This is a genomic window from Variovorax sp. SPNA7 (assembly GCF_033807855.1).
Lineage (GTDB): Bacteria > Pseudomonadota > Gammaproteobacteria > Burkholderiales > Burkholderiaceae_C > Variovorax > Variovorax beijingensis.
The window spans coordinates 217977-242307 of sequence record NZ_CP138513.1 but is presented as its reverse complement, the minus strand read 5'-3'; the positions used below and the strand labels follow the sequence as shown (position 1 = coordinate 242307).

Annotated in this window: 17 protein-coding genes; 3 read left to right on the top strand and 14 right to left on the bottom strand. The window is 66.9% G+C overall.

The window, feature by feature from the left end; all coding sequences use genetic code 11:
- Nucleotides 1-3: 3 nt before the first annotated feature.
- Entirely contained in the window at nucleotides 4-1383 is a 1380-nt protein-coding gene (gene tssK, locus RZE77_RS01125; RefSeq protein ID WP_319440319.1) for a type VI secretion system baseplate subunit TssK, read from the bottom strand.
- 159 nt (nucleotides 1384-1542) lie between these two features.
- Nucleotides 1543-2058, bottom strand: a complete 516-nt coding sequence (gene tssJ, locus RZE77_RS01120) for a type VI secretion system lipoprotein TssJ (protein ID WP_319440318.1) — start codon at nucleotides 2056-2058, stop codon at nucleotides 1543-1545.
- Nucleotides 2059-2189: 131 nt separating this feature from the next.
- Here tssJ and RZE77_RS01115 point away from each other — a divergent pair, with 131 nt between their 5' ends.
- From RZE77_RS01115 to RZE77_RS01105, 3 genes are all read left to right on the top strand, one after another.
- Nucleotides 2190-2594 (top strand): TssQ family T6SS-associated lipoprotein, encoded by a 405-nt coding sequence (locus tag RZE77_RS01115; protein WP_319428516.1) that lies wholly within the window; start codon nucleotides 2190-2192, stop codon nucleotides 2592-2594.
- A gap of 132 nt (nucleotides 2595-2726) precedes the next feature.
- A complete protein-coding gene (gene tagH / locus RZE77_RS01110; RefSeq protein ID WP_319440317.1) occupies nucleotides 2727-4643 on the top strand; it encodes a type VI secretion system-associated FHA domain protein TagH in 1917 nt (638 codons plus the stop codon).
- The gene (locus tag RZE77_RS01105; RefSeq protein WP_319440316.1) at nucleotides 4636-5451 is read left to right on the top strand and encodes a PP2C family protein-serine/threonine phosphatase; all 816 of its coding nucleotides are present in this window, start codon (nucleotides 4636-4638) and stop codon (nucleotides 5449-5451) included. The genes tagH and RZE77_RS01105 overlap by 8 nt, the downstream gene beginning before the upstream one ends.
- 52 nt (nucleotides 5452-5503) lie before the next feature.
- Here RZE77_RS01105 and RZE77_RS01100 read toward each other — a convergent pair whose 3' ends face one another.
- From RZE77_RS01100 to tssE, 12 genes are read right to left on the bottom strand one after another with little or no spacing between them, the layout of a single operon-like run.
- Nucleotides 5504-5887 (bottom strand): DUF4150 domain-containing protein, encoded by a 384-nt coding sequence (locus RZE77_RS01100; RefSeq protein ID WP_319440315.1) that lies wholly within the window; start codon nucleotides 5885-5887, stop codon nucleotides 5504-5506.
- Nucleotides 5888-5926: 39 nt separating this feature from the next.
- A complete protein-coding gene (locus RZE77_RS01095) occupies nucleotides 5927-6637 on the bottom strand; it encodes a DUF3540 domain-containing protein (RefSeq protein WP_319440314.1) in 711 nt (236 codons plus the stop codon).
- Nucleotides 6634-7737, bottom strand: a complete 1104-nt coding sequence (locus tag RZE77_RS01090; protein ID WP_319440313.1) for a pentapeptide repeat-containing protein — start codon at nucleotides 7735-7737, stop codon at nucleotides 6634-6636. The genes RZE77_RS01095 and RZE77_RS01090 overlap by 4 nt, the downstream gene beginning before the upstream one ends.
- 20 nt (nucleotides 7738-7757) lie before the next feature.
- A complete protein-coding gene (locus RZE77_RS01085; protein ID WP_319440312.1) occupies nucleotides 7758-10424 on the bottom strand; it encodes a DUF2169 domain-containing protein in 2667 nt (888 codons plus the stop codon).
- Nucleotides 10421-10861: a hypothetical protein gene (locus RZE77_RS01080; RefSeq protein WP_319440311.1), complete on the bottom strand. Its 441-nt coding sequence runs from the start codon at nucleotides 10859-10861 to the stop codon at nucleotides 10421-10423. Before RZE77_RS01080 ends, RZE77_RS01085 begins: the two co-directional genes overlap by 4 nt.
- Nucleotides 10862-10895: 34 nt before the next feature.
- A complete protein-coding gene (locus tag RZE77_RS01075) occupies nucleotides 10896-13238 on the bottom strand; it encodes a type VI secretion system Vgr family protein (RefSeq protein WP_319440310.1) in 2343 nt (780 codons plus the stop codon).
- A gap of 55 nt (nucleotides 13239-13293) precedes the next feature.
- Nucleotides 13294-15627: a type VI secretion system Vgr family protein gene (locus RZE77_RS01070; RefSeq protein ID WP_319440309.1), complete on the bottom strand. Its 2334-nt coding sequence runs from the start codon at nucleotides 15625-15627 to the stop codon at nucleotides 13294-13296.
- A gap of 14 nt (nucleotides 15628-15641) precedes the next feature.
- Nucleotides 15642-17978 (bottom strand): type VI secretion system Vgr family protein, encoded by a 2337-nt coding sequence (locus RZE77_RS01065; RefSeq protein WP_319440308.1) that lies wholly within the window; start codon nucleotides 17976-17978, stop codon nucleotides 15642-15644.
- 29 nt (nucleotides 17979-18007) lie between these two features.
- Nucleotides 18008-20746 carry a type VI secretion system ATPase TssH gene (tssH, locus tag RZE77_RS01060; protein WP_319440307.1) on the bottom strand — a complete coding sequence of 913 codons (2739 nt, stop codon included), beginning with the start codon at nucleotides 20744-20746 and terminating at the stop codon, nucleotides 18008-18010.
- On the bottom strand, nucleotides 20743-21909 hold the full coding sequence (gene tssG / locus RZE77_RS01055; RefSeq protein ID WP_405546789.1) for a type VI secretion system baseplate subunit TssG: 1167 nt from the start codon (nucleotides 21907-21909) through the stop codon (nucleotides 20743-20745). Before tssG ends, tssH begins: the two co-directional genes overlap by 4 nt.
- Nucleotides 21906-23777 carry a type VI secretion system baseplate subunit TssF gene (tssF, locus tag RZE77_RS01050; protein WP_319440305.1) on the bottom strand — a complete coding sequence of 624 codons (1872 nt, stop codon included), beginning with the start codon at nucleotides 23775-23777 and terminating at the stop codon, nucleotides 21906-21908. Before tssF ends, tssG begins: the two co-directional genes overlap by 4 nt.
- Nucleotides 23778-24305, bottom strand: coding sequence for a type VI secretion system baseplate subunit TssE (tssE, locus tag RZE77_RS01045; protein ID WP_319442285.1), 528 nt, complete (start codon nucleotides 24303-24305; stop codon nucleotides 23778-23780).
- Between the last annotated feature and the right edge of the window lie 26 nt (nucleotides 24306-24331).

Here is a 24331-nt window from a genome sequence, read left to right as displayed (position 1 = left end):
CCCTCACGGACGAATTGCCCAGAACTCCATGGCCAGCCCTGGGAAGTCGCCGGCCAGGTGCATTGCAACGCCGCCCGATTTTTCGAGCTGGCGCCACATGTCGCCACTCTTGTCGAGTTCGAAATAGTGGTAGCCCGCGTTGTATGGAATCTGGCGCGGCGCCACCGGCAGCGGCCGCACCGTGACGCCCGGCAGCTGCAGCTGCACGAGGTCGCGGATGCGCTCCACCGAACCGATCTTGACCTGCGTCGGAAAGCGCTGCTGGATCGCATCGGCAGGCAGGTTGGCATGCACCGCGAGCACGAAGCCCGCATTGCGCACCAGCACCGGATCGGGCATGCGGCCCACGCGCACGCCGTGGCTGCGCTCTTCGAGCTCGATGGCGATGGCGCTCTGCTCGAGCACCGCGGAGAGCGAGCGCCGCAGCTCTTCCATCAGCGGCCGGATGGTCTCGTTGAGATTGTCGTGGTCGTACTTCGGCCACACCACGGGGCGCCGCGTGGGCGAGGTGTGCGTGGCGAGATGGCAGGCCAGCTTGAACCAGTCGGTGAACAGTTCCTCGGGGTGCACCTGCACCGCATGCTGCGCATGCCAGGTCGTTGCGAGATAGCGGTTGACGAGCTCGAGCAAAAGAAAGTCGGAGACCTCGCTCACGCCGCCGCGGCCGGGCTGCGAGAGCCGCGAGGCCAGCGCCTCGGAGCGCTGCGTGAGCAGGCCGTGCAGCTCGGCGACCATGCTGCGCAGCATGGGGTGCGCCGATGCATCGAGCACCGGCGGAATGTAGTTGGCGTCGATCACCAGCTTGTGGTCGGTGCGCCGCTCGATCACGCGCACCGCGCCGATGGCCTGCCACTCCGCGGTGAGCGACGATGCGCGCGCAAGGCGCAGGCGCGGCTTCGCAAGCTGCAGCACCGCCGGGCCGAGCGCCACCGAATTGCCGTCGGCCACCTCGCGCTCGATCACGCCGAAGCGCGCGGCCGAGCCCTCGTCGTCGGCGAAGATGACCTCTTCGCTGCCGGTGCGGCGCAGCGGCAGCGCAAGCACGATGAGTTCATCGGTCAGGTCGCTCGGCACCTCGTAGGGCAGCGGCGCATCTTCGGCGCCGAACGAGAACGGCGTGCCGTCGGGCAGCACACCCGCGCCGCCGAGCAGCGACACGCGGCCGAGCGCGTGGGCATCGCGATCGATGTCCAGGCTGAGCCATCCCCAATAGGCACCTTGCAGGCCCGCGGTGCGGCGCGTGACGTACTGCTCGACATAGCGCTCCAGTTGCTGGAAGTGCTGCGGCCGCAGGTACATGCCTTCGGACCACACCACGCGATTCGCCAACGCCTGCGGAAGGGCGCCCTGTTTTCCTGCGCCCGGATTGCGAACTGTCACCAAAGAACCTCCTGGGGAGTGCCCACACTGAAGCGGGAGGTGCTCGTTAACGGCCTCCCGATTGAATCGGTTTTTTTCTCTGATGCTACACGGCGCTTCTTACGTTTTGCACCGCATTTCGCGTGCGAATTTCTCGCACTTTCTAACTACAAGGCCGTGAAATTAACGACTTGGTAGTAACTCGATGCCGCTCTTGCGGATCGCGATGCGCACAGTTTGCTCGCTCGGAGAAAACTGCCACACCTTGTAGAGATTGGTTTGCTTCGGCTCCTTGAGCGGCAGCACGATGCGCCAGCGCGCGGCCTCGAGCTTGCGGTAGCCGGCGATGATGCCGATGGCACGCGAGTCGAGCCCTGCCTCGCGCTTGAAGACACGCTCTTCGCCGCTGCGCATGATGGCCTGGTCGGCGTTCACGAGTTCCGTCAAAAGCGTTTCGCGATCGCGGTCCTGTAGTGCAAAGTAGTCTGCCGTCTCGAAGTTACCGGAAGATTTCAGTTCGAAGACCTTGACGAGAATCGGCGCCGGCTGGCCGCGTCCGTCGGGGTTGACGCCATCGTCGATCTTGATCGTCACGGCGTAGGGCGTGGGCAATGACTTCGCAGTCGATGCGCATCCACTGAGGCCACCAAGCAACGGTGCGGTTGCAAGTGCGCCTTGAAGCAGGGTTCGTCGATGCATTGAGATCTTCCCTAGTGGTTCGCGGCCTATATTATCGAAGTCGTGCGCACGAATCGCGTCGCATCGCGTGCCTGTCGCATGACAGCGGCACACTATCTCAAGCATTGCCTTTTGCAAGGTAGGAGAGAAGATTGAATTCACGTCTGCCTGCTTTGGCGTTCACCCTGGTTCTGTTTGCTGGCTGCACGACCACGCCACCGCCCGAGCCGCCGCAACCCGAACGCCTGAGCCAGCAAGTCGCGCGCAGCACGCTCGAGCGCGCGCAACAGGCCTACGACGAAGGCGACTACGCCAAGGCCATCACCACGCTCAAGAGCGGCGGCGTCTCGGTGTTCGAGGCCGCGGAGCCGGCCACGCGGCTCGATGCCATGAAGCTCGAGGCGTTCAGCTATTGCGTGGCCAACCAGGTGCCCGAATGCCGCACGCAATTCCGCAAGCTCATCGATGCGTTCCCCAACTTCGACCTCACGGTTGCCGAACGCAAGCACCCGGTGTGGGGCCCCGCCTTCGAGGCCGCCAAGCGAATGAAGCGTTGAACGCCGCAAGGGATGAGCCGCGGCTCGACATGAAGATGGAGATCATGAGCCCCCACGCTCATCACTGTGTGTATTCGCTGCCCCCCGAGGGGGCGCAGACCGCCCTTGGGGCGGCCCAGCGGGAGGTCTGATATGCGTTGGACGGTGATCGAACATGCCGGCAAGCCGGTGACCGCAGGCCCCTCGGCCTTGCTCGCGGCACCCGGCGGAACCATCGGGCGCAGCCCCGACAACCACCTGGTGCTGCCTGACGAGCAGCGCCAGATCTCGCGCCTGCAGGCCACGGTGCGCTTCGACGACAGTGGCGCGGCGGTGCTGCGCAACATGAGCGCGGTACTGCCCATCGGCGTCAACGAGCGCACGCTGCAGCACGAGCAGGAATCGCCGATCGCCGATGGCGACCGCGTGACCATCGGAAGCTATGTGCTGGTGGCGGGGAGCGGGCAGCGCACCGCGGCCATCGAGCCCGCTGCGCCGCTGATGGCGGCGGCTCCCCCGCCGGCCGCGCCTGTGCGCAGCGCACCGCCGGCCAGCACCATGGCGCCGGCGCCGATGGACTCGCTGCTGCCGGCGGCGCCCGTCTCCGATGTGTTCTCGGACCTCTTCGGCGCCGGCGCACTGCCGATCGGCGATACGCAGCCCGTGACCGTGGCGATGCCGCCGCGGGCCGTGCCGGCACCGCCGCCCGCAGAAGCACGCGCCGCCGCGCCGGTGCCATCGCCATCGCCATCGCCAGCCTCGTCACCGGCAAGCACGCAGACCAGCACCTCGCAGATTCCCTCCGCCGCCGATTGGGATGCCATCCTCGCGAATGCGCCGCGCCGCGAGGCGAGCGCCTCCGAGCCCATGCCCGACCCGATGGCGCACGAGCCCTTCGAGCTGCCCTCGCAGGCGCGCAGGAACCCGGTCGATCCGCTGGCCGAACTGAATCCGCAAGCGGAAGACGGCATGTCCGACGTGGCGCTCAAGCGCGGCATGGACCCGCTGTCCTTCTTTGCCGCGGATAACGACGCGCCCTCGCCGCTGTCCGATCCACGTCCCACCGCGCTGACCCACGAAGATCCGCTCAGCGACGTGCATCCGGCCGTCGATCTGCTGGCCAGGCCCACGGCGGCCCCGCAGGGCTACAGCCATTCGAACCATGCGCGTGAATTGACGGCGCAATTCAGGCCGCCGGACCCGCGGCCCTTCGATGCGCCGGCAATGAAGCCGGCCGAGCCGCAGGCATCCGCACAGGCCGAGCCACCATCGTCGGCGCCACCGCCATCACCACCGCCGCCAGCACCGGTGCCCGTCGCGGCCGCGCGCGTGGAAGATGTTGCGCCGCCTCTGAAGGCCGCGCCGCCGGAGCCGCCCGCACCGCAACAACCGAAGCCTGCTGCCGCGCCCTCGCCCGTGGCCGCGCCGCCTGCTCCTGTCGCAGCGCCGCCATCGGCACCGTCCTCTTCAGACGAGCTCTTCAAGGCCTTCCTCGAAGGCGCCGGCGTGCCCGACGTGGCCGGCCAGCAGCCGCTGGACGCCGAAGCCATGCGGCGCCTCGGCCGGCTCATGCGCGCGTTCACCGACGGCACCATCGAGCTGCTCTCGTCGCGCGCCATGCTCAAGCGCGAAGTGCGGGCCGAGATCACGATGATCGTCGACGAAGAGAACAATCCCTTCAAGATCCTTCCCAACGGCCGCGCCGTGCTGATGCAGATGTTCGGCGCGCGCATGCCCGGCTTCCTGTCGCCCGAGGCGGCCGTGCACGACGCGCTCGGCGACCTGCAGTCGCACCAGCTCGGCATGGTGGCCGGCATGCGCGCCGCGCTGCTCACGGTGCTCAAGCGCTTCGATCCTTCGGCATTGAACACCGCCACGCCGCACGACGGCGGGCTCGGCGAGAAGCTGCTGCCCGGCGGCCGCGAGGCGCGCCTGTGGCGCCAGCTGCAGAAGCTGCATGCAGAGACCACCGCGGCCGTCGAGGACGACTTCCAGGCCGTCTTCGGCCGGGCCTTCCAGCAGGCCTACGACAAGGAGATGGAACGGTTGAAGGAGGCGCGCCGTGCTTGAGACCACTCCCCGCGCGTTCGCGGTTCCCATCTCGACCTCGCAGTTCTCCTGTGTGGGCGAGCGCAGCGGCAACCAGGACGCGATCGGCTACCACCTGGACGAATACAACGCCTGCTTCGTCGTGAGCGACGGCGTGGGCGGCAACGCGGGCGGCGAGCTGGCCGCGCGCATCGCGGTCGATACCGCGCTCAACACCTTCGTCGACAACCCCTCGGTGGCGCAGCACGACATCCTGCAGGCCGTGAAGGCGGCCAACGACGCCATCCTCGCCAAGCAGCGGGAGCTGGCCGACCAGAGCCGGATGAGCGCGACCATCGTCTCGCTGTTCGTGGACCGCACCAGCGGCCAGGCCTGCTGGGCCCACGTGGGCGACAGCCGCCTCTACTGGTTCCGCCGCGGCGCGCTGATGCAGCGCACCGAAGACCACAGCCTGTCGGAGCGCTCGGGCGAAGCGGCCATGGACAACGGTGTCAACGGCGGCGAGCGGCTGGTGAAAACCAACCTGCTGTACCGCGCGCTCGGCGCGCGCGCCACGGCAGAGACCACGGTATCGACGCCGCAGCGCCTTGCCGACGGCGACGCGTTCCTGCTGTGCACGGACGGTCTGTGGCAACTCATTTCGCAGCAGGTGATGGAACGCTCGCTGCAACTGGCCGACAGTGCGGAAGAGTGGCTCGCGCTGCTGCGCCGCGCGGCCGAGGCTAAAGCCGACGAATCGCGCGACAACTACTCGGCGCTGGCGGTGTGGGTGGGGTTTCCGCAGCAGGTGACGCTGGCGGGGACGGCGACGCCCGCCGCCAGGCCCTGAGCGACCGGAATCCGCCGCGCCCGTCCGTTTCGAGCCGGACGGACTCAGCCTTTCATGCGCAGAGATCGACGCACTTGGTTTGCGGCGGCGTCGTCAGGACGCCAGGGGTGTTGCCGCGGTTCTGCTTGGTGGAGCTCGTCACGCGCGCGGCCGGGGAGCCCTTGATCAGGAAGGTGTTCGAGCCAGTGACTCTCTTCGACTGCCCCATGACGCTGGGCACACGCACACCGAGTCCGATCCCCGCCGTGTCGCCGAAGGTGAGCGGGATCCTGGTCTTCTTGTTGTGCGCCATCATGCCGGACCAGAAGATGTTCGGCACGTTGGGAATCGCCATCAGGCCCAGCCCGATGTCGATGTGGGGAATGGGAACGGCCGGCGTCTTGCAGACGTCCGGCCCCCCGATGTCAAGGCTGGGACCTTGGGCGCCAAAGTACATATCACTGCTCCTTCATTGAAGTTTCGATGTCAGACAGGTTCAGCCCATGTGGATCTGCTTGGCGTCCGCCTTGATCAGATCCTTGGCCGTGACCACGGTGTTTCTTCCATGCACGCGCGCCATCTCGCTGGCCTGGTAGTCGATCTGGCCCGCGTGCAGCTGGTCCACGCCTTCGGTCATGCGAAAGGCCGACTTGCTCAGGTGCACGAGGCGGTCAACGATGGCCTCGTAGACGCGGCCGACGATGCGCATGTTCAGCACTGTCGCGCGTGCTTCCACCCCCTGGTAGCTCATGTGGCCGACCTGGCATTCGGCCGCCTGCGCGCTCAGGTGCAATTGCGCGGTGTCCATGCGCAGAGCGCGCGGACCGCTCAGGTGCAGGTCGGTGGCGCCCTGCAGTTTGACCGCACCGCGCTGCGAAGCCAGCGTGAGATCGCCGGCCACCTCGATGTGGGCGACGCCCGCATCGGCCTGTTCGGCCACCGCGGTCAGGTACAGCCGCTGCTCGTCGGGACCGCTGACGAGCACGGTGTCGCCGATCTCCGGCCGCAGCAGGCAACTGGCGGCGCGCAGGCACCGCAGCGTGCGTCCGTCGCAGTCCACGCTGTGGATGCTTCCGGGCAGGATGGCCGTCACGGTACCCAGTGCGTTGACCACGCCGCCGCCCGCGGGCTTGGGCGCAGCGGCCGCGGAGCGCATTTCGCGGCCTGCGGGTGTCGGGTCGGAAGCTGTGCGTCGGATCGTCGTCATCTCTGGGAATCCTTCTCTGCGGCCTGTCCAGTCGTGCCCGGCTCGCTGCGAGGCCTGGGTGGATCGCGATGGCTGGGCCTGCGCGCGGAATAGGCCTCGGCCTCATACAACGCGGCATCCTGGAGCAGCAAGCCACCGCGCTCGGAGAATTGCGTGCCTTCGAGCATCGCGCGGTGTACCTTGGTGCGCATCAGCGTAGCACCGCGGAAATCAGCATCGCGCAGATCGGCATAGGAAAAGTCGGCATAGGTGAGCCGCGCCTCCGGGAATCTCGCGCCACCGCATTGCGCGCGGTGGAAAACACATTGTTCCAGATGCGCGCCGGACAGGTCCGCACCGGCCAAGCGGGCATCGGCCCAGACGCTCTGGAAGAAGTGGCCGCCGTTGAAGGCCACGCCGCCCAGGTTGGCGCCCACGAACACGCTGTGTGCCGCCGCCGCACGCCGGAACGAACCGCCCTCGATCTGCGCGCCCTTGAAGTTGCACTGGCGCAGCGTCGCTTCGTCGAAGTCGCAGCCCGCCAGGTTGGCATCGGGAAACTGGCAAAGATTGAACACCTGGCCACGGAACACCTGCCCCGACAGATCGCACTCCGAGAAGATCGAGCGCTCGAAGCTGCAGCGCTCGAACACTGCGGTGCGCAGGTCCGCCTGGTAGAAGGTGGCGCCGTCGAGCATGGATCCGGAAAAATCCGTGCGGTCGAGCCGCGCTCCATAGAAAACCAGCATCTCGGACTTGACCCCGCGTAGCGAGGTCCTGGCCAGGTCGCAGTTGGAAATGCCGATGACATCGCCCTCGACGCCGTCGAAGCAGGCGTCGGCGAGCCGCGTGTCGTAGAAGCTCGTGCCGTGCATGGTGGCACCAGCCATCAAGGTACCGGATGCATTCACGGCGTGGAAGTTGCAGCGATCCAGCACGGCGCGCTCGAGCGTGGCGCGGCTCAGTCCACAGGTTGCAAAGGCACTGCCCTTGAGATTCACGCCCGACATGTCCGCGCCCGTGAAGTCGCTCTCGATGAACATGCCGCCCGAGAGGTCGAGGCCGCGGAAATCCATGCCAACCAGATTCTGGTCGACGATTTCCTGCCCGCGCTTGACCATGGTCTGCACCTCCTTCGGCGTCATCGCGCGACCTCTTGCGCCTTGCGCCGGGGCACCGTGATCACGTTGACGGTGTAGGCCTCGTCGAAGCGCGTGGTGTCGTCGATCAGGCACTGGGACAGGTCGGCTTGGAACAAGTTGGCACGGTGGAAATCGGTAGCCACAAGAGTGGCCTTGCTGAAGTCGGTCTCGATCAGGCTGGCATCGACCAGCGAAGCGGCCGTGAGGTCCGTGCGCACAAAATCGGAGCCGTCGGCGTTCGCGCCGCCGAGCCGGGCGCCACGCATGGACGCATCGGTGAAGTCGGTGTTGTCGAGCTTCGCATCGCGGAAGTCGGCTTCGTCGAGGCGGATCGACTGCAGGTTGCATTCGACCAGCGTCGCGCCCTGGAAGTCGGCCTTGCGCAAATCGGTCGATCCCACGAAACAGGTCGCGATCAGGCGCGCATCGGAGAAGTTCATCGCTTCGGTGCAGTCGGTATCGGTCCAGTCGCAGGTGTCGAGCGTTGCGCCGCAAAAGCGCAGCCCGCCCGCCTGGCATTCGATCCAATCCACCTTGTGGAAGCTGGCGCCCTCGAAATCCAGGCCTTTCAGACGGGAGCCCTCGGTGAAGCTCAAGTTCCGCAGTTGCGCACGCTCGAAGCCGCAGTTCTCCCACACCACGCCCGCAGCCTCATGGAGATCGAAGAATGCGTCGGCGAATCTGCAGCCACGCGCGGCCATGCCTTCGAGTTGGGTGGACTCGAAGCGCGCACCGGTGAAGTCCGAGTTCTCGCACAGCGCCAGGGACAGGTTCGCTTCCTTGAGGTTCGCTTCTCGCATCGACGTGCCCACCAGGCGCGCGCGCGCGAGCAACGCATCCGACAGATCGCCGCCGTCGAGCCTGCTGCCGCTGAGGTCGGCGCACTCCAGCATCGCGCGGTGCCAGCATGCGCCGCGCAGGTCCATGCCCGTGAGATCCGCACCCGTGAGATCCATGTCGGAGAGGTCTCGCGCGCCGGCCATGCGACGCTCGACTTCCATGCGCGTCTGGGCCGACTGCTCTCCGGACATCTTGTCCGCCGCATCCTGGTGTTGTGCCGTACGGCGATAGTTCTCGAGCAATTGGCTCGCGGCATCGTCATGAACCTTGCGCAACTGAGCGATCTGATCGGGCGTCGGAGAGAACCCGCGGCCATCGGACTGGGCGAGGATGCTTTCGATGCGCGCCCACCTGTCCACAGTCGGCGGACCCTTCTGTGTCGACGATTCGGCCTGTTGCACCAGGTTCGAAGTGTCGAAACCCGCCTTGCGCGAATGCACGGCGTTCGCCTTCGCGGCCTCGTCGAGCTCCCGGCGCGCCGCCTCGATCTTCTGGCGGTGCTCCTCGATGAGCGCCTTGCGCTGCGCCATGTAGGCCGGCAGTTCGCGCAGGGTAGGCACCTTCTCCATGAGATCGACGGCCGGCGGCTCCTCCTGAGCGGCTGAGCCGAGACCCGACGACCTGAACGAGACCTTCATGCGCTCGCGCTCGTGGTCGACGCGCGCCTGCACGTTGCGCCGCATCGGGGATTCCTCGAACTCCGCATCGAGGTCGGGCCAGGCTCCAATGATTGGCTCCGGCAGCAACAGGTCATCGCGCATGCCGTAGAGCGCGCGGTCTTCCGACTCGCAGCGCAGCACCAGCAGGTCGCGCCAGGCATCGAGCCCTTGTGGCGGCATGGCCGCCTCTTCCATGGCGATCATGGCGTGCGTGACGTCTGCCGCGTCGTCCTGTTCGACCTCCACGAAGCCGTGGTAGATCAGACCCACGCGCTCCAGGTGCGGAAAGAACCAGGCGGTGGTCAGGCGCATCGGCACGTCGTGCAGCGTGCCTTCGTCGAGCTTCACGCTGTTGATCGGTCCGCGCACGACGATGGCACGGGCGCGCCAGTCGGGCAGCCGGCCATGCTGCACCGTGCGGTCGGGATGCAGGTTCCAGAGTTCGAACTCCGCGCCCGCGAGTTCGCCGTCGTCGCGCCCGAACCATTGGTCCGGCGGCGCGGCATTGAAGAAGGCCCAGTCCATGTCCTTCGCGTAGCCGGGATAGAGGTGGTTCTGCCAATGCTCGTCGTACTGGCGGCCCAGCCGGTCCGCGCGCGACGGCCGCGTGGCCTCGACGGGCCCGAACCCAGCAGGCTGCACGGTCTGGTCGGGGCGCTGCACGCGGGCGCGCGGATCCTCGATGTTCGCAAGGCGCTGCGCCTGGACACCGCCAACCTGCTCGTGCGCATGCCCGATGCCACCCGGGTTCTCGGCAAACCCCGGGCCGCCGAAGGCATGGCCGCAGTCGATGCGCATCGACTCGTAGGGCTGCGGGGCGCTCGGCCTGCCATCGATCCAGAAACGGTCGCCGAAGACCAGCAGGTCCTTCTGCCGCCCGCCGACGCGGACACGGACCGCGCATTGCGTCTTGTCCTGCTGCTGGCGGGTGTAGGCCGCGCCCGTGACGAGGAATTCCGGGTGCAGCTTGGGCATGCCCAGGTCGAACGCGCCGTCGATGCCGACCTCCTCGCCGAAGATCTTCCAGCACTCCTGCTCCGGGATGAGCCGGGCATCGCTGCCGAGGCGATCGGTCATCGCGATGGCGGTCACGGCCAGCCAGTGGCGTCCATCGTTGGCGAAGGGCCGGGTCAGCATGCCCAGACGCAACGGTTTGATGATTTTCATGCGTCGATCGTGGAGGGAATCTCGAGCTGCGTACGGTCACGGTCCACCGCGACGCGCAGCGTCTGGTTCTTGGCGTAGACGATGGGCAGCGGACGGCCGCCCGAGAAGTTGGCCAGCAGTTCCTGGTCGATGAAGGTCCGCAGGGTCACGCGATGGTTCTCGCCGTCCGAATCCGTGAACGCGATCAGCAGTTCCGCGGCCGCCATGTTCGGCGAGTCTCCGCGCCAGGTCACCAGGCGGAAGCCAGGCCGAGCCAGGGCAAGGATCTGGGCCACCGCGCGCGAGCCGTCGTGGCGCAGCGCCTCCCACTCTTCCTCCTCTGCGACATGCGCCGCCTTGGTCGCGCTGCCGGCGCGAAAGACGCGCGAGCTGCCGAACGTGGACACCACCAGGACCGCGACGCCGACGATGGCGACCGCTATTTCCAGCCATCTCATGATCTGCATCCGCTGCGATTCCCTTGTGATGGCTTCATTTCTCGACGTCGAGTGCGCTCTTGACGAACTGCGCCGCTCCAGCAACGATCAATATCGGATCGAGCCAGAAATGGTAGTGGCCGAGTTCCTGCCTGCTGACTGCCTGCACCCAGTTGACAGCTGAGAGGTTCACGAACGCCCCCCTCTGCAGCAGCGTGTTGCGCACCGCCAGCTGGATCTTGGTCGTGTAGGAGTCGGCCGAGGCCGCCACGAACAGCGCCTGGTGGCCGATGCCTTCCTTGACAGCGTGGAGCCACCACTTGGCATCCAGCGAGTTGACGGTCTTGACCGGCGTGTTCTCGATATCGACGCCGGTCACGTTGATCTTGAGGGTACCTGGCACATTGATCGTATGGTCACTGCCGGACAGATGAAGAACGGTTGGCGCGAAGATCACTTTCGGCCCGGTCACAGTGGTGAGCTTGGTTCCCTGCACCAACGTCATGTCGATCGCGTTCACCACTTCCACCCGGGCTGCACCGGTGATGCGGATGTCCGCCCCGCTGACCAGACGCAGCACGCTGCCGTTGATTGTCACCAGCACTTCGCCATTGATGGTTTCGGTGATGCCGCCGGTGACCGTGCGCGTCTCCCCGCCCGTGATCGTCTCGGTGGCACCACCCGTGATCGTGCGTTCCTCCCCGCCCGTCACCGTCTCCGTCGCCCCGCCCGTCACCGTGCGCTCCTCGCCGCCGTCGATCGTCTCGATCGCGCCGCCCGTGATGTGCCGCTCCTCGCCCGACTCGTAGGTCGCCGACTCGTGCCCCTTGATCAGCGTCGTGCGCGTCTTGTCGGTCGTGTGCGTCTCGTCGCCCTCCACCTCCACGTCGAGGTTGCGCTCGGCATGCAGCAGGATCTGCTCGGCGCCCGTCTTGTCCTCGAACACGATGGCGTTCGCGTTCGCGGGCGAGCCGCCTTTCGATGACCGCGTGACGATCCCGCTCTTGGTGGCCTCGCCCGGCAGGTCGAACGGCGGCATCTGGTCGGCGTTGTAGACACGGCCGACGATGATGGGACGGTCGACACGGCCCGCGATGAAGTCGACCACCACTTCCTGCCCGATGCGCGGCACGTGCACGGTGCCGTAGCCGTCGCCCGCCCAGGCCTGCGAGACGCGCACCCAGGCCGAGCTGTTCTCGTTGCGCTGGCCTTCGCGGTCCCAGTGGAACTGCAGCTTCACCCGCCCGTATTCGTCGGTCCAGATTTCTTCGCCCTCGGGTCCCACCACCGTCGCGGTCTGCGGTCCGCTGGTGCGCGGCATCGGCGTTAGTCGCGGTGCACGGTAGGGGTTGTCCGCGGGCTGCGCGACGAAATCGAAGCCGTACACGCCCGGTGCGCTGCCGGTGGCGTAGCCGCCCTCTTGCAGGGCGTAGGCGACAGACACGATCAGGTGCTCGCGGTTGTCGTCGCCGCGCGGCGCGTTGCGCATGGTCATTCTGGCGCCCGGCGCCATGCCACGCACCGTGGCATGGCCGGTGCTGCGCGAGGCCAGCGACTGCGCTTCTTCCAGCCGTATGCGCGCATAGTGCTCGGCCTGTCCGGCGTCGACGTACTCTCCGATCCACTCGTACATGTCGTAGCCGGCATTGTCATGCGCGCGCGGTTGGCTGCGCGTGCTGCCGAGGTCGCCCTTCGGCGTGGTGAAGTTGAAGTCGTTCACCGCGTAGCTGCCCGTGCGAATCTCCTCGGTCACCTGCCAATCGTCGATGACCTCCATGTCCTCGGTGATGTCGCGGTCGGCCGCGAAGTAGTCGATGGTCTCGTAGCCCGGCATCGGCTCGTGGGCACCCGCATCGTCGGCCAGCACCATCGTATGGCGGCCCTTCTCGTGCTTGAAGTAGTAGTAGATGCCCTCCAGCTCCATCAGCCGGCTCACGAAGTCGAGGTCGCTCTCGTTGTATTGCGCACAGTACTCCCACTGCCGGTAGCTGCCGCTCAACTTTTTCTCGAACGCGAAGCCGTAGGCGCCGAACACTTCTTCGAGGATGTCCACAACCGACTTGTTCTGGAAGATCTTGCTGCCGCTCGAGAACGATAGATACCAAAGCCAGGGGCGCAATACGGCGCTGTAGATCGTGTATCGCGAAGTCCCGCCTTCTCGGCCGACCTTCGAAAACCGCACCACTTGGCCATCCAGGAAGCGCGGTTCTCCGGCTGCGGTCTTGATCTCCAGCGACAACGGCTTTCCGAGAAGCGACTTCGGATCGATCGCCACGTCCGTGCTGAGCAACTCGAGCTCGAACTCGTAAGGCTGTGAAAGGCTCTCGATGCCATGCATCGAGCGCAGCAGCAGTTGATCTTCGCCCAGTGGAGTATGGGTCTTCACGATGCGGTCCATGGGCTCGGAAACTCCTGATGGATGGATGTGTAGGGCCGGCCGCGATGCAGCACGATCATTTCTTCTTCGTCATGTAGACGCACGACAGGTGCAGCTTGCAAACGCCGATGTTCAGTCCCTTCTTCTTCGAACTGCGCATCGAAGTCTCGAACTTGATCGGGGCATCGAGCAGGAAGTTCGTCGCCCTGTTGGTGAACCAGCCGTTGATTTGCGTGTTGATCGCGCAGGCCTGCAACTTGAGGCCATAGAAATCAGTCGCGAGAACGATCCCCCGCACGGTCCGGTTGGACCAACGCAGGAAATTGCATTTGAGCCACGTCTCATCGGCGACGTTGAGGATCGTGTGGGGAGATCTGGTGATGCTGACCGTCGCGTCGATCGTGTAGGTGCTCGTGGTGTCGATGTGCTGCGTCGTGTGATAGGTGATCAGCGGCGCAACCACGATCTTCGGACCGGTGACCGTGGTGCAGTCGGTCCCGTTCACCAGCTTGAGATCCATGGCATTGACCGTCTCGATGCGTCCACTGCTGGTGACGCGCAGATCCGAACCGCTCAGGAGCCGGATGCTGCTTCCATTCACCGTCAGCATCACTCCGCCGTTGACCGTCTCGGTCAGGCCGCCGGTGACCGTGCGCGTCTCCCCGCCCGTGATCGTCTCGGTGGCACCGCCCGTGATCGTGCGTTCCTCCCCGCCCGTCACCGTCTCCGTCGCCCCGCCCGTCACCGTGCGCTCCTCGCCGCCGTCGATCGTCTCGATCGCGCCGCCCGTGATGTGCCGCTCCTCGCCCGACTCGTAGGTCGCCGACTCGTGCCCCTTGATCAGCGTCGTGCGCGTCTTGTCGGTCGTGTGCGTCTCGTCGCCCTCCACCTCCACGTCGAGGTTGCGCTCCGCGTGCAGCAGGACCTGCTCGGCGCCCGTCTTGTCCTCGAACACGAAGGCGTTCGCGTTCGCGGGCGAGCCGCCTTTCGATGACCGCGTGACGATCCCGCTCTTGGTGGCCTCGCCCGGCAATGCGAACGGCGGCATCTGGTCGGCGTTGTACACGCGCCCCACGATCACCGGCCGGTCCACCCGCCCACCGATGAAGTCCACCACCACCTCCTGCCCGATGCGCGGCGTGAACACCCCGCCGAAGCGCTCCCCGGCCCAGATGTGCGACACCCGCACGAAGCGCGAGCTGTTCTCGTTGCGCTGGCCGTAGCGGTCCCAGTGGAACTGCACCTTCACCCGGCCGTACTGGTCGGTCCAGATCTCCTCGCCCTCGGGGCCCACCACCGTCGCGGTCTGCGGTCCGCTGGTGCGCGGCACGGGCGTCTGGCGCGGTGCCCTGAATGCGAGCGAGCTGGGCTGCACGACGAAGTCGAAGTTGTATTCGCCCGGCGCGGCGCCCGTGGCATAGCCGCCTTCGCGCAGCGCGTACGACACGGCCACCACCAGGTACTCCTGGTTGTCGTCCGACCTCGGCGAATTGCGCATGGTGAACTTGTAGCCCGGCGCCATGCCGCGCACGGTGGCCTGGCCCGCGCTGCGCTGCGCGAGGGCCTGCGTCTCTTCGAGCCGAACGCGCGCGTAGTGCTCGCCATCACCGGCAGTGGGGTAGTCGCCCAGCCACTCGTAGATCTCGTAGTCGGCGTTGTCGTGCGGCCTGGGTTGGCTGCGCATGTTCACCAGGTCGCCCTTGGGCGTGGTGAAGTTGAAGTCGTCCACGGTGTAGCTGCCGGGGCGCACCTCCTCGCCGGGCTGCCAGTCGCGGATGACTTCCATGTCCTCGCTGATGTCGCGGTCGGCCGCGAAGTAGTCGATGGTGTCGTAGCCGGGCATCGGCTCGTGCGCACCCGCGTCGTCGGCCAGCACCAGCGTGTGCTGGTCTTTCTCGTGCTTGAAGTAGTAGTAGATGCCTTCGAGCTCCATGAGCCGGCTCACGAACGCGAAGTCGCTTTCGTTGTACTGCACGCAGTACTCCCACTGGCGGTAGCTGCCGCTCAACTTCTTCTCGAACGCGAAGCCGTAGTCGCCGAACACCTCTTCCAGGATGTCCACCACGCTCTTGTTCTGGAAGATCTTGTTGTCGCTCGAGCGCGTGAGGTACCACAGCCACGGGCGCACGCTCGCCCGGTACACGGTGTGGCGCGAGGTGCCGCCTTCGCGGCCCACCATCGAGAAGCGAACGACCTGCCCGTTCAGGAAGCGCGGCTCGCCCGCCACCGCCGTCTGGATCTCCAGCGACAAAGGCTTGCCCAGCACCGACTTCAGGTCGAGCGCCGCATCCGCACTCAGCAGGTCGACATCGAAGTCGAACGGCTGCGACAGACCCTCGCTGCCGCGCATCGAACGGAACTTCAGCTGCTCTTCCCCCAATGGGGTATGCGCCTTCACGATCCTGGTCATCACGGTCATCCTTTTCAGTTCATCTTGACAAAGATCGTTCCCTTTACTGCCCTCATTCCATTGGTCTTGCGGTCCTTCAGGAACTGTCGGAACTTCAACCAGCCAACCTGGTACTTGTTCATCGTCTGGATCTCGGTCTTCGCGGCGAGGTTGACGAAGATGCCGTTGGCAGACACGAACCACCTGCTCACCATCAGCTTTATGCCGTAGATGTCGAACGCCATGCTGTGCGTTCCGCCCTGCCACACTTCGATGTCGTAGCGCGTCCAACGCCAGTGGCTGTGCTCCTGGATGTGGAGCGTCTGCGTGGGCTTGTTGTGGATCACCACCTTGGCATTGACTATGTAGTTGACGGTGTTGATCGTGTAAGTGTCGGCGTAGTGGATGATGAATGGCGCGAACACGATCTTGGGGCCAGTCACGGTGGTGATGTTCGGTCCGAGCACAACCTTGGCGTCAATCGCGTTGATGATCTCGATACGCCCTGCGCCAATGATCCGGATGTCGGTGCCACTGAGGATCCGCACCACCGTGCCGTTCACCGTCAGCATCACTCCGCCGTTGACCGTCTCGGTCAGGCCGCCGGTGACCGTGCGCGTCTCCCCGCCCGTGATCGTCTCGGTGGCACCGCCCGTGATCGTGCGTTCCTCCCCGCCCGTCACCGTCTCCGTCGCCCCGCCCGTCACCGTGCGCTCCTCGCCGCCGTCGATCGTCTCGATCGCGCCGCCCGTGATGTGCCGCTCCTCGCCCGACTCGTAGGTCGCCGACTCGTGCCCCTTGATCAGCGTCGTGCGCGTCTTGTCGGTCGTGTGCGTCTCGTCGCCCTCCACCTCCACGTCGAGGTTGCGCTCCGCGTGCAGCAGGATCTGCTCGGCGCCCGTCTTGTCCTCGAACACGAAGGCGTTCGCGTTCGCGGGCGAGCCGCCTTTCGATGACCGCGTGACGATCCCGCTCTTGGTGGCCTCGCCCGGCAATGCGAACGGCGGCATCTGGTCGGCGTTGTACACGCGCCCCACGATCACCGGCCGGTCCACCCGGCCGCCGATGAAGTCCACCACCACCTCCTGCCCGATGCGCGGCGTGAACACCCCGCCGAAGCGCTCCCCGGCCCAGATGTGCGACACCCGCACGAAGCGCGAGCTGTTCTCGTTGCGCTGGCCGTAGCGGTCCCAGTGGAACTGCACCTTCACCCGGCCGTACTGGTCGGTCCAGATCTCCTCGCCCTCGGGGCCCACCACCGTCGCGGTCTGCGGTCCGCTGGTGCGCGGCACGGGCGTCTGGCGCGGTGCCCTGAATGCGAGCGAGCTGGGCTGCACGACGAAGTCGAAGTTGTATTCGCCCGGCGCGGCGCCCGTGGCATAGCCGCCTTCGCGCAGCGCGTACGACACGGCCACCACCAGGTACTCCTGGTTGTCGTCCGACCTCGGCGAATTGCGCATGGTGAACTTGTAGCCCGGCGCCATGCCGCGCACGGTGGCCTGGCCCGCGCTGCGCTGCGCGAGGGCCTGCGTCTCTTCGAGCCGAACGCGCGCGTAGTGCTCGCCATCACCGGCAGTGGGGTAGTCGCCCAGCCACTCGTAGATCTCGTAGTCGGCGTTGTCGTGCGGCCTGGGTTGGCTGCGCATGTTCACCAGGTCGCCCTTGGGCGTGGTGAAGTTGAAGTCGTCCACGGCGTAGCTGCCGGGGCGCACCTCCTCGCCGGGCTGCCAGTCGCGGATGACTTCCATGTCCTCGCTGATGTCGCGGTCGGCCGCGAAGTAGTCGATGGTGTCGTAGCCGGGCATTGCCTCGTGCGCACCCGCGTCGTCGGCCAGCACCAGCGTGTGCTGGTCTTTCTCGTGCTTGAAGTAGTAGTAGATGCCCTCCAGCTCCATCAGGCGGCTCACGAACGCGAAGTCGCTTTCGTTGTACTGCACGCAGTACTCCCACTGGCGGTAGCTGCCGCTCAACTTCTTCTCGAACGCGAAGCCGTAGTCGCCGAACACCTCTTCCAGGATGTCCACCACGCTCTTGTTCTGGAAGATCTTGTTGTCGCTCGAGCGCGTGAGGTACCACAGCCACGGGCGCACGCTCGCCCGGTACACGGTGTGGCGCGAGGTGCCGCCTTCGCGGCCCACCATCGAGAAGCGAACGACCTGCCCGTTCAGGAAGCGCGGCTCGCCCGCCACCGCCGTCTGGATCTCCAGCGACAAAGGCTTGCCCAGCACCGACTTCAGGTCGAGCGCCGCATCCGCACTCAGCAGATCCACCTCGAACTCGAACAGCTGCGACAGACCTTCGGTGCCCGCCATCGAGCGGAACAGCAGCTGCTCTTCACCCAGTGGCGTATGCGCCTTGACGACTCTCGCCATGTAGTTTGTCTCCTTGCATTCTTGTCTTCCTACGCTTCCGAGAATTCGTACTGGAAGTCGTCGCCCGCTGCGGACAGCCGCACGCCGGCGAGCTTGCGCGCACTGACCGTGGCGCCGATGACTTCTTCGCTCAGCCGCGGAAGGATGGTGTGCGTGAGGATCGCATCGATCATCCGCCCACCCGACTCGATGGCGGTGCAACGGCGCGCCACCAGTTCGACGGCGCTGTCGTCGTAGTCCAGCGCAATGCCATGGTTCGCATCGAGGCGGGTGGCAATGCGGTCGAGCTGGAGGCGAATGATGCGATGCAATGCATCGGCTTGCAACGGGTAATAAGGCACTACAACCAGCCGGCCCAGCAGCGCCGGCGCGAACACCTTGAGCAGCGGTTCGCGCAGCGCGGCCGCCAACGGCTCGGGATCGGGGCGCAGGGTCGGGTCTTCGCACAGCTGCATGACCAGGTCGGTGCCGACATTCGAGGTCATGATGATGACGGTGTTGCGGAAGTCGATGTGGCGGCCCTCGCCGTCTTCCATCCAGCCCTTGTCGAACACCTGGAAGAAGATCTCGTGCACGTCGGGGTGGGCCTTCTCGATCTCGTCGAGCAGCACCACGCTGTAGGGCCGGCGGCGCACCGCCTCGGTGAGCACGCCGCCTTCGCCGTAGCCCACGTAGCCGGGCGGCGCGCCCTTGAGCGTGGAGACGGTGTGCGACTCCTGGAACTCGCTCATGTTGATGGTGACGAGGTTCTGCTCGCCGCCGTAGAGCGCTTCCGACAGCGCGAGCGCGGTCTCGGTCTTGCCCACGCCCGAGGGGCCGCACAGCAGGAACACGCCCACCGGCTTGTTCGGGTTGTCCAGCCGCGCGCGCGCCGTGCGGATGCGCCGCGAGATGGTCTCCAGCGCATCGGGCTGGGCCACCACGCGGGCCGAGAGGATCTCGCCGAGACGCAGCACCGACTGCGCGTCGTCGCGCACCATGCGGCCGATCGGAATGCCGGTCCAGTCGGCCACCACGGTGGCAATGGCCTGCGCATCGACTGCCGCCAGGATGAGCGGCGATTCGCCCTGCAACTGCACGAGCTTGTCCTGCGCCTGGTCGAGTTCGGCGCGGATTTCTTCGGGCGTTCGCTCGGGCTCGGACGGAGCGGCCTCGGCCCGCGCCGGTGTCTCGGGATCGCCGCCCTCCTCGGCCTCGCCGTCCGTCTGCGCCTCGGCCCGCACCGGCACCGCATCGGGCGACAGCAGCTTGCGCAGCGCCACGATGCGTTCGACGAGCACGCTTTCTTCCAGTCGCCGCTGCTCGAGCAGGTCGAGCTCGGCCTGCGCCGCGGCCACCTGGGCCGCGATGTCCTCCACGCGCTGGTGCTCGCCGACGCCGATCGCCGCCTCGCGTCCCGCAATGCCCGACTCGATGCCCAGCACCTCGATGCGGCGCTGCAGGTCTTCGATCGCGGCGGGCAGCGCATGCTGGCTCAGGGCCACGCGCGCACAGGCCGTGTCGAGCAGGCTCACGGCCTTGTCGGGCAGCTGGCGCGCGGGAATGTAGCGGTGCGACAGGCTCACGGCCGCTTCGAGCGCGGCATCGAGAATGAGCACACCGTGGTGCTTCTCGAGCTCGGCCGAGATGCCGCGCAGCATGACCACGGCCTTGGACTCGGTGGGCTCGTGCACCTGGATGGTCTGGAAGCGCCGCGTGAGCGCCGGGTCCTTCTCGATGTACTTCTTGTACTCGGACCAGGTGGTGGCGCCGATGGTGCGCAGCCGCCCGCGCGCAAGCGCCGGCTTCAGCAGGTTGGCCGCATCGCCGGTGCCGGCCGTGCCGCCCGCGCCAACCAGCGTGTGCACCTCGTCGACGAACAGCACGATGGGCTTGGGGCTTTTCTCGACCTCGTCGATCACCTGCCGCAGCCGCTGCTCGAACTCGCCCTTCACGCCGGCGCCGGCCTGCAGCAGCGTGGGGTCGAGCACCCAGAGCGACACGTCCTTGAGCGAGGGCGGCACGTCGCCGGCCGCGAGCCGCGAGGCCAGCCCTTCGACCACCGCCGTCTTGCCCACGCCCGCTTCGCCCGTGAGCAGAGGATTGTTCTGGCGCCGGCGCATCAGGATGTCGATGATCTGGCGGATCTCGTCGTCGCGGCCGTAGACCGGGTCGAGCTCGCCCGCGCGCGCCTTGGCCGTGAGGTCGCTCGCGTACTTGGCGAGTGCCGAGCCGCCCGCGGCAGCGCCGTCGCCCTGGTGGGACACCGCCGCAGCGGCTTGCCCTGGCGCGGCCGCAGCGTCGAAGTCGTCCTCGGGCGAGCCCTCTGTCCATGCGGGAAGCTGGGCGATGAGCACGTCGGGCACGATCTTGTCGAACTCGCGCGAGATGCCCGAGAGCACCTGTCGCAGCCCCGGCGTCTTGACGATGCCCGCGAGCAGGTAGGCACCGCGGATCGACGTGGCCTCGAAGCGCAGGCTCGCATAGACCCAGGCACGCTCGACGGCGTTGTCGACGTGCTCCGAGATGTCGCTGATCGAGGTGGCGCCGTGCGGCAGTCGGTCGAGCGCACGCACCAGGTCCTGCTCGACCGCGTCGAGGTTGAGGCCCGCGCGCTTGACGATGCGCAGCAGGTCGCTGTCCTGCAGTTGCAGGATCTGGTGCAGCCAGTGCACCAGTTCCACGTAGGCATTGCCGCGCAGCTTGGCGAAGGCGGTGGCGGTCTCCAATGCCTTGTAGAGCATCGGATTGAGTTTGGAGAAAAGGGAGACGCGGCGGATATCGGTCATAAGGCCATGGAAGAGGCTTCGGCCGCTGCGGAAGCAGCCGATGCGGAACGGGAATACAGGGCTTCGGGCTGGAACAGCATGTCGCCGGCGTCGGTGGGCGAGAGGCGCGTGCCGAGCCAGCTGCCCCAGCCCAGGCGCTGGTCGCTGCCCAGCTGCATGCCGAGGGCTTCCTGCTTCTTGAGCACGAGCCGCAGCTCCCAGGCAAACTCGATGCCCACGTACTGGCGCACCCAGTCGACCACCTGCTGCAGGCGCCTGCTGCCCGGCAGGAAGTCGCGGAACTCGCTTTGCGAGAGCGGTCCGAGCTCGAGCCGGAACTTGCCCTGCGCATCGCGCACCGCCAGGCCGACGGTAGCGCCGGCGCCCAGCCTCTGGTTGCGCCCGGAAGGGCCGATGCGGCTGATCTCGCGCTCGTCGAGCATCACCCAGTCGCTCACGAACTCCTCGACGCGCACGGGCACATCGAAGTACAGCCGCAGGATCTGGATCAGTCCCTCGGGGTTGCGCGTCTGGCGCACGAGGTGCCCGGCCATGAAGGTGCGCGCATGGTCGGCGATGCGGTCGCGCTCCTTGAGGCCCGGCTGCCCCATGTTCATGAGGCTCGCCACGTAGTCGACGAAGCGGTGGCCGTCGGGCCGGTCCAGGCTGTTGACCGACTGCGCATCGGCCCAGGCCCGGTAGAACAGCAGGATGAGCCGGTGGTGGAACAGGTCGGCGAAGGCGCTGAGCGTGTTGTCGCTGTGGTGGCGCTTGCGCTCGCGCGCGTACTCGGTCAGGTGCAGCGGCAGCGGCCCGTTGGGGCCGAACAGGCCGAAGCCGTAGATCGAGATGCGCGGCGGGCCGTCGCCGTCGACATCGACGCCCGAGACGTTCGATGGCGCAAAGGCCATCGACGGTTCCTGGCCCAGCCGCAGCGGCTCATCGAGCGGGCGCGGCGCGCGGCCCAGCAGCGGATGGCTGCCGTGCGCATCGAGCCGGCGCAGCAGCATGAACAGGTCGTGCTCGAAAGGCTGGTCGACGAGGCCGGCCCACAGGACCGGATCGGCTTCGGCCGCGCCGCGGCGCGCGCGTGCCCCGGCATTCTCGGGCGCGGCATGTTCGATCGCAGCCAGCGGCACCTGCTGCGAATCGTCGGTGAGGTCGGCCGTGGTGCTCATGCTCATACGGCGGGACGGCGCCCGATGCGCGGCGTCCAGCGCGCAATCTCGCCGCGCTGCAGGCTGGAGAGCGCGAACTCGGTGAACGCGTTGAGCGACACGTGCCGGCTGAAGAACTGCTCCAGTACGGCACCGAAGAGATAGGGACTCGCGCCCGAGAAGGCGACCTCGTCGATCTTCAGCGCGATTTCCACCCCGCGCCCGAAGACGATCGGCCCCGGCTCGGGCAGGCGGCGGAACACCGGCGCCAGCGCCATCGAGCGCACGCCCTGGATCTGGCGGCGCACCGCCGGGTCGGCCAGGTTGCCGTAGAGGTCGAGCATCTCGCGCAACGCGGCCGCGCCCTGCGTGGCATCGATGTCGGTCAGGCTCAGGTAATTGAGGCCCAGATGGCTGATCAGGCGCCAGGTCAGAGCGCCTTCCGCCAACGCGGGATAGGGCCGCGACGGCCCTCGCAGGATGCGGATGCCGCGCACCGGCGCCGACACGCGCAGCGAGAAGTCCGACTCCAGCCCGGTGGGCAGCAGCAGCGGCAGGTCGCGGTTGGTGCACAGCGCGTCGATCGTGATGTGGCGCAGGCTGTGCGGAAAGGGCGCGTCGTGCTGGTCGACCAGCGACACGTACACCTCGCTGCCGGTGTAGCTGGTGCGCGTGCCTTGTGCGCGTGCGCGGTCGGACACCAGGCGCGGCTCGCGGCGCAGCGAGAAGTACGCGCCGAAGTCGCCGTCGTCGGCAGCGAACGAACCCAGGAAGGGCCTGAATTCGCGCTCTTCCGAGCCGCTCGCCATGTGGCCCGTGACGCGCTCCACCGTGAAGATCTCGAAGTCGCGCGGGCGCGTGCGGTCGATCACCGCATGGTGCTCGTGCTGCCCGGGGCCCACCGGAATGCGGTCGCTGCGGCGCGGCACCAGGTTGATGATGGGCGTGCAGAACAGCGAGAAGTGCTTGGCGTCGACCAGCCGCTCCAGGTCGGCGTCGGCGCGGTCGAGCAGGATCACGATTTCCATCGTGGTGCCGCCCATGGCCGAGGCCGCCGCGCGCAGGTTCTTCACGCTGAAGAACAGGTAGCGGTCGGGGAAGGCGAAGTATTCGTGCAGCAGCCGGTAGCCCTGGAACGAGCGCGCGTCATAAGGCAGCAGCGCCTGCTCGGGATCGAAGCCCTCGTGGCGAATGGCTTCGTCGCCGAGCGGAACGATGCGCGCCTTGCTGCCCGGGCCGCTGCGGCATACGGTGCCGATGCCGTGGTGCACCGCGAGTTCGAGCACGCGCAGCGCGTGCAACTCCGCGCCCGAAAGAAAGAACTCGAGCCGGTCGATCGGCAGCTCGGCGAAGGTGGTGCCACCCACGGCTTCGAGCTTGATGGTGATCGCGCTCTTGGCCCGCTGGGCCACCGCGGGCATCGCATGCGCGATTTCCGCAGGCACGGGGCCGATGCCCGCATCCGCGATCCTGATGGGCCACAGCGTGACCTCATGGCCGGTGCGGAATTCGCAGGCCGTCTGCTCGCCCTTGATCATGCGCCCGCGCATGATCGTGTGGCGCGGCAGTTCGTAGCCGGCCTTCAGCGAGCCTTCGTTGAGGTTGCCGTCGATCTGCACCACGGCCATGGCGGGCAGCGGCGCGAGGAAGTTGGGGTACACCACCTCGAGCAGCCGCTGCGAGAAGCGCGGAAACTCCGCATCCATCTTGAGCTGGATGCGCGCCGTGAGAAAGCTGAAGCCCTCGAGCAGGCGCTCCACGTAGGGGTCGCTGACCTCGATGCCGCGCATGCCCAGCCGGCCGGCGATCTTCGGGTAGCGCTGCGCGAACTCGGCACCGAGCTCGTGCATGTAGGTGAGCTCGCGGTTGTAGTAGTCGAGCAGCCTTGCGTCCATTCAGAGTCCTCCCGTCGGGCGCAGGACCATGTGGCCGCTCTCGAGGTCGAGTTCGGAGCGCAGGATGAATTCGATCGGGTAGGGCACCGACCACAGCGTGCCGCGGATCTCGAGCGCGAGCAGGTTGTGGTGCTCCAGGTCGGTGGCATCGGTGACGCAGCGCACGTCGATGCTGTCTTTCATGATGCGCGGCTCGAAGTCGATGATCGCGGCGCGGATGGCAGCCTCGACGTCCGCGAAGTTGACCTCCGACATGCGTCCGCCGGCCCAGCCGCGCACGCCGTAGTTCACCACCGAGCGCCGCGCGCGCGGCATCGCGTGGATGGTGTGGTCCGCGCCGAAATTGGTGGTGTTGAGCAGCCACTGCAGATCGCGCAGCACCGAGTCGCGCAGCAGCTTGCCGCTCATGAGGAACGCACCCGCGCGCTCCTGGCGGCTTTGCGGCTGCTTGTCGGTCAGGCGGTCGAGCAGCACCGGCTGCAGGCGGTCGCGTGCAACGCTTTCTTGCTGGTCGCCATCGGCCTCCATGGCCGACCGGCTGGCTGGCATGACGG